10 protein-coding genes are annotated in these 14,866 nt (G+C 74.3%); 7 read left to right on the top strand and 3 right to left on the bottom strand.

The features are described from left to right. Nucleotides 1-12: 12 nt before the first annotated feature. The gene (locus tag HZF07_RS14890) at nt 13-6,474 is read left to right on the top strand and encodes a LamG-like jellyroll fold domain-containing protein (protein ID WP_157342715.1); all 6,462 of its coding nucleotides are present in this window, start codon (nt 13-15) and stop codon (nt 6,472-6,474) included. A 92-nt stretch (nt 6,475-6,566) separates the two neighbouring features. Here the strand turns inward: HZF07_RS14890 and HZF07_RS14885 are convergent, their stop codons facing one another. Beyond that, a complete protein-coding gene (locus HZF07_RS14885) occupies nt 6,567-6,794 on the bottom strand; it encodes a tautomerase family protein (protein ID WP_157342714.1) in 228 nt (75 codons plus the stop codon). A gap of 161 nt (nt 6,795-6,955) precedes the next feature. Between HZF07_RS14885 and HZF07_RS14880 the strand changes: the two genes are divergently transcribed. Genes HZF07_RS14880 through HZF07_RS14870 form a run of 3 tightly spaced genes read left to right on the top strand, consistent with a single transcriptional unit; the run spans nt 6,956 to nt 11,196 of the window. After that, a complete protein-coding gene (locus HZF07_RS14880; protein ID WP_181645220.1) occupies nt 6,956-7,678 on the top strand; it encodes a YcnI family copper-binding membrane protein in 723 nt (240 codons plus the stop codon). Further along, nucleotides 7,675-9,345, top strand: a complete 1,671-nt coding sequence (locus HZF07_RS14875) for a copper resistance CopC/CopD family protein (protein WP_309504762.1) — start codon at nt 7,675-7,677, stop codon at nt 9,343-9,345. Before HZF07_RS14880 ends, HZF07_RS14875 begins: the two co-directional genes overlap by 4 nt. A gap of 21 nt (nt 9,346-9,366) precedes the next feature. After that, complete coding sequence (locus HZF07_RS14870; RefSeq protein ID WP_157342712.1) at nt 9,367-11,196, top strand: PKD domain-containing protein; 1,830 nt, start codon at nt 9,367-9,369, stop codon at nt 11,194-11,196. Here the strand turns inward: HZF07_RS14870 and HZF07_RS14865 are convergent. Beyond that, complete coding sequence (locus HZF07_RS14865) at nt 11,177-11,797, bottom strand: TetR/AcrR family transcriptional regulator (protein WP_157342710.1); 621 nt, start codon at nt 11,795-11,797, stop codon at nt 11,177-11,179. The two genes, HZF07_RS14870 and HZF07_RS14865, sit on opposite strands and share 20 nt — an antisense overlap. Before the next feature lie 92 nt (nt 11,798-11,889). Between HZF07_RS14865 and HZF07_RS14860 the strand changes: the two genes are divergently transcribed. The 3 genes from HZF07_RS14860 to HZF07_RS14850 are packed head-to-tail and all read left to right on the top strand — an operon-like array spanning nt 11,890 to nt 13,762. Next, complete coding sequence (locus HZF07_RS14860) at nt 11,890-12,783, top strand: alpha/beta hydrolase (protein ID WP_157342709.1); 894 nt, start codon at nt 11,890-11,892, stop codon at nt 12,781-12,783. After that, nucleotides 12,780-13,292, top strand: a complete 513-nt coding sequence (locus HZF07_RS14855) for a GNAT family N-acetyltransferase (protein WP_157342708.1) — start codon at nt 12,780-12,782, stop codon at nt 13,290-13,292. The genes HZF07_RS14860 and HZF07_RS14855 overlap by 4 nt, the downstream gene beginning before the upstream one ends. Continuing rightward, nucleotides 13,289-13,762 carry a tetratricopeptide repeat protein gene (locus HZF07_RS14850; RefSeq protein WP_157342707.1) on the top strand — a complete coding sequence of 158 codons (474 nt, stop codon included), beginning with the start codon at nt 13,289-13,291 and terminating at the stop codon, nt 13,760-13,762. Before HZF07_RS14855 ends, HZF07_RS14850 begins: the two co-directional genes overlap by 4 nt. Here HZF07_RS14850 and HZF07_RS14845 read toward each other — a convergent pair. Further along, a complete protein-coding gene (locus tag HZF07_RS14845; protein ID WP_157342705.1) occupies nt 13,743-14,843 on the bottom strand; it encodes a heparan-alpha-glucosaminide N-acetyltransferase domain-containing protein in 1,101 nt (366 codons plus the stop codon). The genes HZF07_RS14850 and HZF07_RS14845 overlap by 20 nt on opposite strands. Between the last annotated feature and the right edge of the window lie 23 nt (nt 14,844-14,866).

Here is a 14,866-nt window from a genome sequence, read left to right as displayed (position 1 = left end):
AAGGGGTTGAACGTGCTACGCAGATCCGTCCGTGAACCCGGAGGGCGCCTCCGGCGCATCCTCCTGAGCGCCGTCGCACTGTCGATGGCGCTGGTCGCCGTGCCGGCCATGTCGACGCCCGCCGCCGCGGCCGCCGGCGACGACGAGGTGCTGAAGGTCCTGCTGTTCTACAAGGACAACTTCCACGCCTCGCACGTGCAGGCCCGGCAGGCGATCAACGCCCTCGCCGCCGAGCTCGCGGCCGAGAACAGCCTCAGCCTGCAGGTCCAGGAGACCCAGGACCCGGCGGCGTTCACGCCCGAGAACCTGGCCACCGTCGACACCCTGGTGTTCGCCCAGACCGGCGGGGTGCTCTTCAACACCGCGCAGCGCGCCGCGCTCGAGAGCTACATCCGCGGTGGCGGCGGGTTCGCCGGCATGCACTACACCGGCTGGTCGGTCGGCCAGAGCGAGCACGACGTCAACCCGTTCTACCTCCAGCTCGTCGGCGCGATGTCCGAGGGCCACCCGGAGGACCCGGGCGTCCGCCCGGGCCGCGTGGTCCTGAAGGCCGTCGGCCACCCGCTGACCGCGGGCCTGCCGGCCGAGATCACCCGCAGCGACGAGTGGTACGACTGGACGGTCAACCCGGCCCAGAACGTGCGCACCCTGCTCGAGGCCGACGAGACGTCCTACGGCATGGGCCGGCAGGGCAGCTCGCACCCGATCACCTGGTGCCAGGAGATCGACGCGGGTCGGTCCTGGTACACCGGCATGGGCCACGAGGGCACGGCGTACTCCGAGCCCTTCATGCGCGCCCAGCTGAAGAAGGGCATCGCGTACGCCGCGGGCCTGCTCGAGGCCGACTGCTCGCCGCCGGCCAAGGACGACGCGGGCTCGTGGAGCGGCGTCACGCCGTGGCCGCTGGTGCCGATCAACATGGCGCTCACCCCGGACGGCAAGGTCCAGAGCTTCGGCAGCGTCGGCGGCTGGGGCAACGACACCGCGCCGTACGACTGGACCGGCAACGGCTCGGTGACCCAGGGCGGGCAGATGGAGTTCGACGTCTGGGACCCGGCGCAGCCGCGGACCCTCGCGAACGTCAACGCCGGCCTGCAGGCCAACAACACCTACACCGACCTCTTCTGCTCCATGCAGGTGCAGAACCCCCACACGGGCGCGACCTTCACCGTTGGCGGTGACGACAGCCTCGGCGGCAACGCACCCAACGACGCCGCTATCGGCGTGACGAGCTACCAGACCGGCAAGGGCATGCGCGACGAGGCGCCGATGAACTACCCGCGCTGGTACCCGACCGGCACCACCACCGCCGACGGCGACATCGTCGTCCAGGGTGGCAGCATCCGCGGTGGCCCGGGTGGCGCCGGCGTGCTCACGCCGGAGGTCTACCGCCCCGACCAGGGCTCCGGCTGGCAGCTGCTGACCGGCGCGAAGAGCGCGTTCGCCTACGGTGACGGCGGCAACGGCAACGGTCCCGACGAGAACCGCTGGTGGTACCCGCGGGCCTTCGTCGCCCCGGGCAGCGGGAAGATCTTCACCATCAGCGGCACGGCCATGTTCGAGCTCGACCCGAGCGGCACCGGCACGCTGACCCCGCGCGGCACGCTCCCGAGCAGCGTCGCCAACCAGGGCACTGACGGCAACCCGGTCGGCGCGACCTCCACGGCGGCGATGTACCGGCCCGGCAAGATCCTGCAGGTCGGCGGCGGCTGGTGGGCCAACGGCGGCGGACCCGACGGCGCCCGCGCCGGCTTCACGGTCGACATCACCGGCGGCACCGAGAACCCGGTCGTCACCGCGACCCAGCCGATGCAGTACAAGCGCCACTGGGCGACCGCGACCGTGCTGCCCGACGGCGACGTCATCGTCACCGGCGGCAGCCGCGAGAACAACGGCAACGGCGGCTACGTCACCAACGCCGAGATCTGGGACCCGGACACCGGCGAGTGGACGACGGTCGAGACGCCGTACGAGCACGCGCGGCTCTACCACTCCTCCGCCCTGCTGCTCCCCGACGGTCGGCTCATGGTCGGCGGCGGTGGCGCCCCGGGCCCGCGCAACTACACCGACGTCGAGTACTACTCGCCGTCCTACCTCTTCGATGGCGACGCGCCGGCCGTGCGGCCGGTGATCACGAGCGCACCGAAGAAGGTCGGGTACGACGGGTCGTTCCAGGTCTCGACGCCCGACTCGGTCTCGCGCGTGACCCTGGTCCGCAACGGCTCGGTCACGCACGGCTTCAACAACGACCAGAACTTCCAGGACCTGGAGTTCAGCCAGGCCGGCGGGACCGTCACCATCGACGCCCCGCAGGACGGCACCTACGCACCCCCGGGCTCCTACATGCTGTTCGTCTTCGACGCCGACGGCACCCCGTCGGTCGCGAAGATCATCGACATCGACCCCACGGTCGCGATGGACCAGCGCAGCCCGAAGGTCGTCGACCAGTTCGAGTACCCGAAGCTGCCCGCCGAGTGGCGCGGCGCCAACCCGCCCAACACCATCGACGTCGCTCCGGGCAACGGCCGGATCGCTCCGTGGGTCGTGGACAGCCAGGTGCAGCTGGTGCGCGGCACCGTCGCGACCAACGGCGGCCTCGGCGGCACGGGCTACCAGCTCGCGCTCGGCCAGTCCGGCAGCATCGAGCGGACGCTTCAGGGTCTCGACCCGGGACGTGAGTACCGACTGTCGCTGCGCTACGCCCGCGACAGCCGGTCGGCCGCCGGCCTCGGTTCCGCGAGCGCCCAGCTGAGCGTGGGGTCGCTCGACACCACGCTCACCGCGACGGCCGACAACCCGTCGCAGGGCACCAACGACACGACGTACGCGACCTTCGTCGGGACGTTCACCGCCGACCAGCGGTCCGAGCGGCTCAGCCTGACCGGCTCCGGAGCCGGCGCCGGGCTGATGATCGACGACCTCGTCGTGATCGGCGAGGACCCGGGTCTCGCGGACGCACCCGTCCACTACGAGTTCGAGGAGGGCACCGGCACGACGGCCGCCAACACGGGCACCGACGACTCCGTCGGGTCCGGCACGCTGGTCGGCACCACCGGCTGGTCCGCGAACGGGACCTTCGGCAACGCGCTGGACCTGAAGGGCGGCAGCAACGCCAACACGGTCGACCTGCCGGACAACCTGCTCCAGGGGGAGGACGCCTTCACGACGTCGTTCTGGGTGCGCCCGGACACCAAGGGGAACTGGATCAACCTGTTCCACATCGGTGACGGGCTGGCGGATGCCGGCAGCTTCTTCCAGATCCAGATGCAGACCCAGGCGGCCGGCAACACCGGTCTCGCCGCGACCTTCAAGGCGAAGGGGAGCGCGCTCCAGGAGCGCGTCTACGCCGCGCCGACGAAGGACGTGACCGCCAACCAGTGGAACCACGTCGTGTTCACCCGCGACGGCGCGGTCGGCACGCTCTACCTCAACGGGGTGCAGATCGCGAGCCGGAGCGACCTGACGATCGACATGACCGACGTCGGTCCGACGACCAACAACTGGCTGGGCCGCAACGGCTACCCGGACCCGTCGTACGACGGCCTCATGGACGACGTCCGGCTGTACACGACGTCGCTCGGCGCGGCCGACGTGGCGAGCCTGTACGCCGACGGCTCCTCCCTGCGCACCACCACGACCGTGGCGGTCAGCCCGGCCTCCCCGTCGGCCTTCGGCGAGCCGCTCAGCGTATCGACGACTGTCGACGGCTCCGACGACCAGCCCGCCGAGGGCCAGGTCGAGCTCTGGGTGGACGACGCGCGCGTCGGCTCCCCGGCGGACCTCGTGGACGGGGCGGTCACCTTCCCCGACGTCACGCTCACGCGTGGTGACCACGAGGTCGAGGTCCGCTACCTGCCGGCCGACGGCTGGCGGGGCTCCTCGGCGACGGTGAGCCACACGGTCCTCCGGCCGCCGCCGGCGCCCGGGGTGCCCGTGCACTACACCTTCGACGCGGTCGGCGGCGGCACGGAGGCCAACGCCGGCACCGACGCCTCCGTCGGCGCCGCCACGCTGAACCCGGCGTGGCGGACGGCGGCCGGCAAGTTCGGCGGCGCGGTGGACCTGCCCGGCGGCGCGGCCGCCACGGCCAACCACGTGGTGCTGCCGAACAACATCGGGCAGGACCTCGAGGACGAGTTCTCGGTGTCGATCTGGGCGAACCCGCGGGCGCTGCCCAACTGGGTCCCGCTTCTCCAGATCGGCAGCAGCACCGACACGTTCTTCCTGCTCCAGTCGGCCACCCAGGCCGCCGGCAACACCGGGTTCGCGGCCACGTTCAAGCAGGCCGGCAACGCGACCCAGGAGCGGCTGACGCTGGGCAACGGCGGCGCTGCCGCCAACGACGAGCTGCCCCTCAACGAGTGGACCCACGTGGTCTTCACGATGAGCGGCAGCACCGGGAAGATCTACTTCGACGGTCAGCTGGTGGGCACGCGCACCGACTTCAGCCTCGGCATCGACGACGTCGGGATCGGCGGCACGACCACCGCGAACATGATCGGCGGCACCAGCTGGCCCGACCAGCGGTGGAACGGCAAGGTCGACGACTTCCGGCTCTACGGCCACGAGCTGTCGCCGGAGGAGGTCACCGACCTGTACGAGGGACCCCCGCCGCCGGTGACCCCGGTCGCGTCCGGCGAGCGCTACACGGCCGACCAGGGCCAGGCGCTGGTCGTCGCCGCGCCGGGTGTGCTCGGCAACGACGTCGACGCGGACAGCGAGGAGCTGACCGCGGTCGGTGCCACGCAGCCCGACCACGGTGGGCTCGCCCTCAACGGCGACGGCTCGTTCACCTACACGCCGGACGCCGGGTTCGCCGGGGCCGACACCTTCACCTACCGCGCCAGCGACGGCGAGCACGAGTCCGAGCCGGCGACGGTGACGATCGTGGTGGCTCCGGCTCCGGCGGTCGACGCGCCGCAGGTCCGCTACGCCCTCGACGAGGGCACGGGCGCCACGGCCGAGAACACCGGCTTCGACGACTCGGTCGGCGCCGCCGAGCTGGGCGGCACCACCGCCTGGGCGGAGGACGAGGAGCTGGGCACGGTCGTGGACCTGCCGGGTGGCGCATCGGCCACCGGCAACCACATCGACCTGCCCGACAACCTCGACCAGGACCTCAGCGACGAGTTCTCGGTGTCGATCTGGACGAACCCCCGGGCGCTGCCCAACTGGGTCCCGCTGCTCCAGATCGGCAGCAGCACCGACTCGTTCTTCCTGCTGCAGTCCAACACCCAGGCCGGCCCGGCGAACAGTGCCTCCGGGTTCGCGGCCACGTTCAAGGCGCCGGGGAACCCGGTCCAGGAGCGGCTGACGCTCGGTGCGGGCAACGACCTGCCGCTGAACGAGTGGACGCACGTGGTGTTCACGATGAACGGCGAGACCGGTCGGCTCTACTTCGACGGCGAGCTCGTCGGGACGCGGACCGACTTCACGCTGGACATCGGCGACATCGGGGCCGGTGGCAACACCACCGCGAACATGATCGGCGGCACCAGCTGGCCCGACCCGCGGTGGAACGGCCTGGTCGACGACTTCCGGATGTACGGCCACGAGCTGTCACCGGACGAGGTCACCGAGCTGTTCGAGGGTCCGCCGCCGAACACGGCGCCGGTCGCGACCGCCGACGCGTACAGCACGAAGCAGGGCACCGCCCTGAGCGTGGCGGCGCCCGGCGTGCTCGGCAACGACACCGACGCCGACGCGGACCCTGTCACGGCGACGGGAGTCACCCAGCCGGGCCACGGCTCGGTCACCCTCGCCGGGAACGGGTCGCTCACCTACACGCCGGCGGCCGGGTTCCACGGCACCGACACCTTCAGCTACCGCGCCACCGACGGGACGGCGGAGTCCGCGCCCGCCACGGTGACGATCACGGTGACCGAGGTGTCGACCACGCCGCCTCCGCCGGCGCCGGAGTCGACCACGATCGCCGGATCGGTGCCGACCTTCACCTTCGGCAAGGCGGGCACGGTGTCGGCGACGGTCACCCCCGCCACCGCCACGGGCACCGTGACGGTCAGCCTCGGCTCGACCGTCCTGGGCACCGGCACGGTGGCGGGCGGGAAGGTCAGCATCGCGCTGCCGGCCCGGTCGCTCCAGCCGGGTGGGCACACGCTCACCCTGCGGTACGCCGGTGACGCACAGCACCAGGCGTCGTCGGCGACGACCGTCGTGACCGTCCGCAAGGCGTCCCCGACGATCACGGTGCAGGGGCCGGCCTCGGTCAGGACGGGCACCCGAGCCGTCGTCCGGGTGACGGTGACGGCACCCGACCAGGTGGCGGTGACCGGCAAGGTGACGATCAGGGTCCGCGGTGGCGGCACCCTGACCGGCACGCTGCGCGGTGGGAAGGTCACCTTCCGGCTCCCGAAGGCCACCCGGCCGGGTCGCCTGAAGATCACCGCCACCTACGAGGGCAGCGCCCTGGTCTCGAAGGCGGTGCGGACCGACACGATCCGGGTGCGCCGCTGACCCGGTGGTGATGGGTGGAACACGAAGCGGGCCCGGAGGTTCTCCTCCGGGCCCGCTTCGTCGTTCGCGGTTGCTGGTGGAAGCCGGCGCGGTCAGTCGCTCCCGTCGAGCGCCGCCACCACGCCCGCGCGGCTCTCGTCCTCGCTGGCGAGGACGCCGCCGTTTGCGACGATGTCGGGGGTGATCTCGGTGAAGACCATCCGGACGTCCTGACGCCGGGCGCCCAGGATCTCGACGGCGCTGTCGGCGACCGCACGCGCGAAGGCGCGGCGCTGCTCGATGCTCCGGCCGCGGAGCAGCTCGACGGTGATGTTCGGCATGGGTGGTCCCTCTCGGCTGCAGCCGCCGGTCAGATCGACGACTTTGGTTCGATGTTGTGAACGGATGTTCCAAGTATCGTCCTGAGTTCACATCCTTGACAAGAGTTCCGCATCGTGATGGTGTGGCGGCGATCACTCGACCCCGACGCAGGAGGACTGCCGTGGCCCGGCCCGCTGCCCGCTGGCTGCTCCGCGGGACGGCGCCCGCCGTCGCCCTCCTCGGCCTCGCGGTCGCCGCGCCGGCCACCGCGCACGTGACGCTCACCCCGTCCACGACCCAGGCGGGGGAACCCGCAGTCCTCCGGTTCGCGATCGGGCACGGGTGCGACGGCTCGGCGACGACCGCCGTCACCATCCGGATCCCGGAGCCGATCACCGCGGTGACACCGACCAGGCACCCGCTGTGGGACGTCGAGCAGGAGGTGGTGCCGCTCGACCCGCCGGTCGTCGACGCCCACGGCGCCCGCCTCACCGAGCGCGTCGCCGCGGTCACCTTTCGTGCCCAGGAGCCCCTGCCCGAGGGCGAGCGCGACGTCCTCGAGATCGCGCTCGTGCTCCCGCCCGACGCGGGGACCACGTTGTCCTTCCCGACGATCCAGACCTGTGAGCAGGGCCAGTCGGCGTGGACCGAGGTGCCCGCCGGCGGCCAGGACCCCGAGCAGCTGGACCGGCCGGCGCCGACGCTAGTCGTCACCCCCGACGACCCGGGCGCCGACGGGGCGGCCTCGGCGGTCGACACGCTCACCGCGGTGCGGGCCGACACCGATCCCAGCGGCCGCGGCAACGGCGAGGCCCCGCTCCTGGCCGTCGGCGCGTTCGGGCTCGGCCTGCTCGCCACGCTGCTCGCGATCGCCGCGCTGGCCCGGCAGCGCCGGCGCTCGTGAACGGCGGTCGTGCGGGCCGGGCGGCAGCCCGGCTCGTCCTGCTGGTGGTCGTCGCCGCGCTGCTGCTGGGCACCGCCCCGCCGGCCCAGGCGCACGCGACGCTCGTCGCCTCCGACCCCGCCGAGGGCGCCGTCCTCGCCGTGGCGCCGGAGCGGGTCACGTTCACGTTCACCGAGAGCGTGGCCGCCGTCCCCGACGGCGTCCAGGTCTTCGACGCCACCGGCGACCGGGTCGCCGCCGAGGCCTCGGTGACCGACGCCGTGCTCACGGTCGCGCTCACCGAGCCGGTCGACGACGGCACGCTCGTGGTCGTCTGGCGGATCGTCTCCGCCGACGGTCACCCGGTCAGCGGGTCGCTGCGCTTCTCCGTCGGCGCGCCGAGCGAGACGGTCGTGGCGCCCGCGATCGGCGACGGCGACGACGGCGCCGCGCGCGCGCCGTACGTCCTCCGTGCGCTCCGGGTGACCGGCTACGTCTGCCTCCTGCTCGCCACCGGGCTGGTCGCCTTCGTCCTGCTCGTGCTGCCGTCGGGGGGCCAGACGGCCCGGGCTCGGCGGCGGCTGGTCCGTGTCGCCCGGGCCGCCGCGGCAGGCGCCGCCGGGTCGTGGCTGCTGGCGCTGCCCGCAGTCGCGACCTACCAGGCGGGCGGCGGGCCCGACCTCGTCACCCGGACCGCCACCTGGTCGGCGCTGGCGCGCACGGAGTACGCCGTCGCGGCGTTCGTCGTGGTCGGCACCCTCGGCGCCGTCGCGCTGCTCGGCGCCGGCGAGCCGGCCGGGCTCCGGCGCACGACCTCCCTGGCGGCCGCCTGGGTCGCGATCGGCGCCCCGGCGCTGACCGGCCACTCACGGGCGGAGGCGCCCGAGGCCCTGGTGGTGGCCGTCGACGTGCTGCACCTGCTCGCGGGCAGCACCTGGCTCGGCGGGGTCGTCGCGCTGGCCCTCGTGCTGCCCGACCTCGCCGGCCGCGGCACGCTGGCGGCCGAGACGCTGGCGCGGTTCTCCGTGATCGCGGCGGGGGTGCTGGCGGTGCTCGTGGCGAGCGGCGCCCTCCTCGCCTGGCGGATCGTCGGCTCGTGGGGCGCCCTCGTCGGCACCGACTACGGCCGGCTGCTGCTGGCGAAGATCGCGACGGCCGTCGTCGCCGTGCTGCTCGCCGCGTGGAACCGCCGTGCCCTCGTGCCGCGGATGCGGGCGGCCACCCGACGCACGCAGGTGCGCGCGGGCGCGCGGCTGGTCACCAAGGTCGTCACCGCCGAGGTGGCGATCCTCGGCCTGGTCCTGGTGCTCACCGGGCTGCTGGTCGACCAGAGCCCGGCGGCGGCCGCGGCGCGGGTCGCCGGCCCGGCTGTCCAGACGGCCACGCTCGGCGACGTGAGCGCGCAGGCCACCGTGTCCTCGCCGGTCACCGGACCCAGCGAGGTGACGGTGGAGCTGCTCGACGCCGCGGGCGAGCCGACCGAGGGCTTCGCCGCTCCGACCGCGAGCCTCGCGAGCGACGAGCTCGACCTCGGCGACCTGGCGCTCGAGAACGTCGGGCCCGGCGTCTACACCGCCCGGGTGGTCTTCCCGACGGCCGGCGCCTGGGACCTGCAGGTCTCGCTGCGCACCAGCGAGTTCGACAACCCCGTCGCCTCGGTGGGGTTCACCGTCGACGACCCGTCCTGACCGACCCCATCGAGAGGCGCCATGTCATCGCACCCCACCCGGCGCGCCGCCGAGGTGCTCGTCGTCCTCACCGCCGTCGTCGGCCTGCTGACGGCGGTGAGCGTCGTCGACCGCACCGCCGAGGCGGCGCCGGACGGCGGCCGCACCTGGGTCGTCGACGCCGTCGACGACCTCTACGGCGCCCGCTGGGTCGCGGCGGACACCGGGAGTTCCGAGGTCACGATCGAGGCCGGGGACACCGTGGAGTGGCAGTTCGACCAGGCCGTCGTCGACCACGACCTCACCTCGCAGGACAGCGGTTCGGCGTGGGTGCCCGCGGTCGCGGAGTACCGCCGCCCCGGCGGCGCACCGGTCCGGCGCACGTTCACCACGCCGGGCACCTACGACTTCCTCTGCTCGATCCACGGCACCGTCATGCACGGCACCGTCGTCGTCCTCGCCCCGGACCCGGGCAACACCGCGCCGACGGGGACCGCGACCGCCCAGCCCGGTGCCGGGCCGGCGCCCCTCGAGGTGCGCTTCGCGGCGACCGCCAGCGACCCCGACGGCGACCCGCTCGGCTACCACTGGGCCTTCGGCACCGGCGCCGAGGCCGACGGCGCGCAGGCGTCGTACACCTACGACACCCCGGGCACCTACACCGCCACCGTGGAGGTGTCCGACGGCCGGGGCGGCACGACGGTGCACCGCGTGCCGATCACGGTGACGTCCGGGCGGGTCCCCGACGTCACGGCGGTGGCGACCCCGGCCGCCGGTGGGCCGCTCACGGTCGCGTACGCGACCGAGGTGAGCACGACCGGGACGTTCACCCCGTACGCCGACGGCACGGCCACCTACCCCCGGCTCGCCGGCACGGCGGGCCTGGTCCGGGCCCGGGGCCGGACGACGGCGTACCTCGACGCGACCGGGCTGGCCCCGGGCGGCGCCCACCTCGTGCACGTCCACGAGCAGGCGTGCGCGTCGGCCCACGGCGGCGCGCACTTCCGCTTCGACGAGACCAGGGCCTTCGGCGCCGAGAACGAGATCTGGCTGCCGTTCACCGCCGACGCCGCCGGGCGGAGTGGCCGGATCGAGGTCGCCCCACCGCTACGCGCCGGCGCGAAGGCGGTGTCCATCGTGATCCACGACCCCGACAACCCGGCGAGGCGGATCGGGTGCGTCGACCTCGTCCCGGACACCGCAGACCTCAGCTACGCCTGGGACTTCGGCGACGGCACGACCGCGACGGGCAGCGACCCCGACCACGCGTACGCCGCCGCGGGCAGCTACCTCGCGACCGTGACCGTCAGCCGCGCCGGGCGTCCGCAGGCCGCGGCCAGCTCCACGGTGCGGGTGGTCGTCGGGGCGACCACCGAGGCCGTGCCGCAGACCGGCATCGCCGGGGGGCCGGCCGGCGTGGTGCGGGCCCGGCGGGCGACGTTCCGGCTGACCGGTGGCGAGACCTTCTCGTGCCGCGTCGACGGGGCCGGGTGGCGCGCCTGCACCACCCCGCTCCGGCTGGCCGGCCTGCGCGACGGCCGGCACCGGCTCGAGGCGCGGGCGGCGGCGGCCGGCCGCACCGACCCGACACCCGCGGTGCGCCGCTGGAGCGTCGACACCACCGCGCCGACGGTCCGGCTCGTCGACGGTCGAGCGCCGGTGCTCCGGTTCGCGGTGCGGGACCGCCTGTCGGGTGTCCGCCGGGCCGACGTGGTGCTGCGCGTCGACGGGCGTGTGGTCAGGGCGACGTCCGCCGGCGGCCCCCACAGCCTGACGCTCCGGCGCGCGCTCGGACCCGGTCCGCACGCCGTCGTGGTGGCGGCCACCGACGCCGTCGGCAACCGGCGCGCGGTCAGGTGGCGGCTGCGCTGAGCCGCTCGTCCATCGCCCGCCTCGCCTGGTCGTAGACGTCGAAGCTGCCCATCAGCAGCGAGCGCAGGTTGGCCGAGTCGAGGGCGGCGACCAGGTCGAAGGCGAGCAGCCCGGCGTCGACGTCGGGCCGGATCTCGCCCGCGTCCTGGGCCTGGGTGATGGCCTCGACCATCAGGCCGAGCCACTCCTCGTCGACCGCGGCGAGGGCGTCGCGGACCGGCCCCGGGCGGGCGGCGTACTCGTGCGCGGCGCGGGCGAAGAAGCAGCCGCCGGGGAAGCGGCGGTCGCGGGAGTACTCGACCCAGGCGTCGAGGAGTGCGCGCAGCCGCGCCATCCCCGGTGGGATCGCCAGCGCGGGCTCGATCACCGTCTGCGCGAAGATCGCGCGGGCGGCGCGGATCGTCCGGAGCTGGAGCTCCTCCTTGGTGCCGAAGTGCGCGATCAGCCCGCTCTTGCTGATCGACAGCTCGGCCGCCAGCCGGCCGATCGAGAGCCCCTCGAGCCCCTCGACGGACGCGACGTCGACGGCCTTCGCGAGCACCACGCGGCGCGTGCGGTCGCCCCGGGCGACCCGGCCGTCGGTGGTCAGCTGCTCAGTCATCGGCGTCAGCCTAGTTCGGGGAAAGGGATTGACGGGACAAACAAATAGTACGATCGTTCGTATTGTTTGTGAAGCCGACCCGAGGACCGCCGATGACCCAGACCACCGCCTCGCCGCAGACCACGACCGTGCCGGTCGCGCCCGGGTTCGCCCCCGCCGCGATCCGCGCCGTCCTCAACCCGGCCGCCCGCGTCTCCCCGCGGCTCGCGGGCCGGATCGCCCTCGAGATCTGGCGACGTCCGGGCCGCCCGATCCAGGTGCATCGCACCGAGCGCGCCGTGCACGACCTCGCGCGCAACGAGCCGGTCGCCCACGACGGCACCCGCGTCGCGACGTACGCCTGGGGCGACGGGCGCCGGCCCGTGCTCCTCGTGCACGGGTGGGGAGGCCGCGCCTCCCGCTTCGCCCCGGTCGTGGCGGCCCTGCTGGAAGCCGGGCTCAGCCCGGTGGCGTACGACGCGTGGGGCCACGGCGCCACGCCGGGGCCGGCGCGCACGATCCTCGACCACCGGCAGGTGATCGGCGCCCTGGAGCAGCGGCACGGCGGGTTCGAGGCCGTCGTCGCGCACAGCTTCGGCGTGCCGGTGGCCTGGCACGCCGTCGCCGACGGGCTCGCGGCGGACCGGGTGGTCGCGATCAGCGGGATGGGCGACTTCGGCGACCTCGTCGGCTCGTTCTGCGCCCAGCTCGGGCTCGACGCGCCGGTGGACAGTGCGCTGCGCGCGGCGATCGAGCGCCGCTGGTTCGACGGGGACGCAGGGATCTGGGAGCGCTTCTCCACCCACCGCCTGCCGGGCCGGGAGGTGCTCGTCGTGCACGACACCACGGACCGCGTGGTGCTGCGCGGTCAGGCCGACCTGCTGCTGGCCGCGCAGGGCGCGCAGGCGCGGCTGCTCGAGACCACCGGCCTCGGGCACTACCGGATCCTGCGCGACCCCGCGGTCGTCGCCGCAGCCGTCGCCTTCGTCACCGGCGGGCCGAGATGACCGGCCTGCGGCTGCGGCGCGCCGTACCCGCCGACCGGGCGGCGCTCGCCGAGCTGCTGGGCGGGCTGAGCCCGGAGTCGTCCTACCGGCGCTTCCAGGCCGCGCTCGGACCGACCCCCCGCGCGTCGGTGCTGACCGCGCTGCTGCCGGAGGGGTCGCGGGGCGGCGCGATGCTGGCCTACGACGGACCGGACCTGGTCGGTCACGGCGTGTGGCGCCGGGCCGGCACCGCGCCCGTGGCCGAGATCGGCCTCGTCGTCGCGGACGCCCACCAGGGCCGGGGAGTCGGCACGGCGCTCACGGAGGCGCTGATCTCCGACCTGACCGCGCGCGGGGTGGAGCGGGTCGAGGTGTTCGCGACCGCGACCAACGAGGCCGTCGCCCGGATGGTCGCGCGACGTGCCCCCGACGCGGTCCGCGAGCGCGACGGCGCCACGGTGACCTACGTCTTCCCGGTGCAGCCGACCCGCGCGCGGACGGTCGCCCGACGCCTAGGCTGCCGGCCGTGACGACGTTCGTCCTGGGTGAGCCCGAGTTCGGCCGCTACACGCTGCCCGACCGCGAGGCGGCGGCCGGCGTGCTGGAGGCGACGATTGACCTCGGGACGGCGCTGACCGTCGCGCGACGCGAGCACGAGGCCGTCGACCTGCTCTCGCCCGCGGTCGACGCCGCCCGCCGGGAGGGTGCGGCGCCGGACGCGCTCGGCTGGGCGGTGCTGACGCTGGCGACCGCCGAGCAGTACGCCGGCGGGGCCGACCGCGCCACCGCGGGCTTCACCGAGGCGCTCGCCCTCGCGCGAACGGCAGGCGACGAGGAGCTCGAGCACTACACGCTTCATCACCTCGGCCGGCACCTCGTCGACTCCGGCGACCTCGACGGCGCGCGCGCGGCGTTCACCGCCTGTCTCGCCATCCGCGAGCGCCTCGGCGAGCCCCGCGCGGCCCAGACCGCAGCCGCGCTCAGCGCTCTGTCGGGATAGCGTCCCGCCGCGCCCACTGCAGCGGCACGCCGACGGCGGTCTCGAGGGGGCCGCGGCGGCGGAGGAGCGCGTACGCCGCGCCGATCACGAGCAGCACGACCACGTGGGTCAGGTAGGTGTCGGGCGACTCCCGGGGCCAGACCTCCGGGGTGCGCATCACGACGTGCAGGGAGTAGAGCGAGAGCGTCATGGCGCCCGCCCCGAAGACCACGGCGAGCACGACGGTCGCCGGCCGCGGGAGCGCACGCTCGACCAGCAGGCACAGGCCGATCACGAACACCGCGCTCCCGATCGTCTGCGCCAGGTCGAGCGGCGTACTGCTGTGCGGCGCGACGACGAGCAGCCAGGACCAGTCGTCGGTCGGGGTGTTGCCGAACATGCCGGTCGCGTTGCGTGACGCCACGACCGGGTCGACGAGGGCCCGGGAGACCTGCGTGGCCAGGACGGCGACGCCGAGACCGCCGAGCGTGAGGCTGACCAGGAGGGTGCGGTTGCGGAGGTCCGCCCGGCCGAGCGCGAGGCCGGCGAGCAGGTAGGCCAGCCAGGGCACGACGGGGTAGTAGCCGGTGAACAGCAGCTCGCTCGCCAGCTGCCCCGGGTCGGCGAGCTGGCCGAAGGTCGGACTCTCGTAGCCGCGCGGCGGCAGCACCGGTCGGAGCAGGTAGGACGCGACGGGTGCCGCGACCACCCAGGCCACCGCCAGCACGGCGAGGGCGCGAGCGCCCAGCAGGGTGAACGGCAGGCCGAGCAGGAAGAGCACGCCGTAGTAGGTCAGGATGATCGCCAGCCCGGTGTCGAGGCCGCCGAGCACCAGGCCGAGCACCGCGATCAGCAGTGCCCGCGCCGCGATCGCCGCCGTACGTCGGGCCAGCGGCGCACCGCGCAGGTGAGCGCGGGTCATCAGCGCCAGGCTGACCCCGGCCAGCACCGCGAACAGCGCCGACGCCCGCCCACCGGCCAGCCACTGCCCGAAGGTCAGGTCGCCCGCCGGCGTGCGCTCGTCGAGCACGTGCGTGGCGACCATGCCGAGCAGCGCCAGGCACCGGGCGACGTCCAGCCCGACGAGCCGCCCTTCCCGCATCCCGCCACGGTAGCGAGGCGGGC

The organism is Nocardioides agri, from assembly GCF_013778305.1.
GTDB lineage: Bacteria > Actinomycetota > Actinomycetes > Propionibacteriales > Nocardioidaceae > Nocardioides > Nocardioides agri.
The sequence above is the reverse complement of the archived record's forward strand: the minus strand, read 5'-3'. Positions and strand labels throughout refer to the sequence as shown.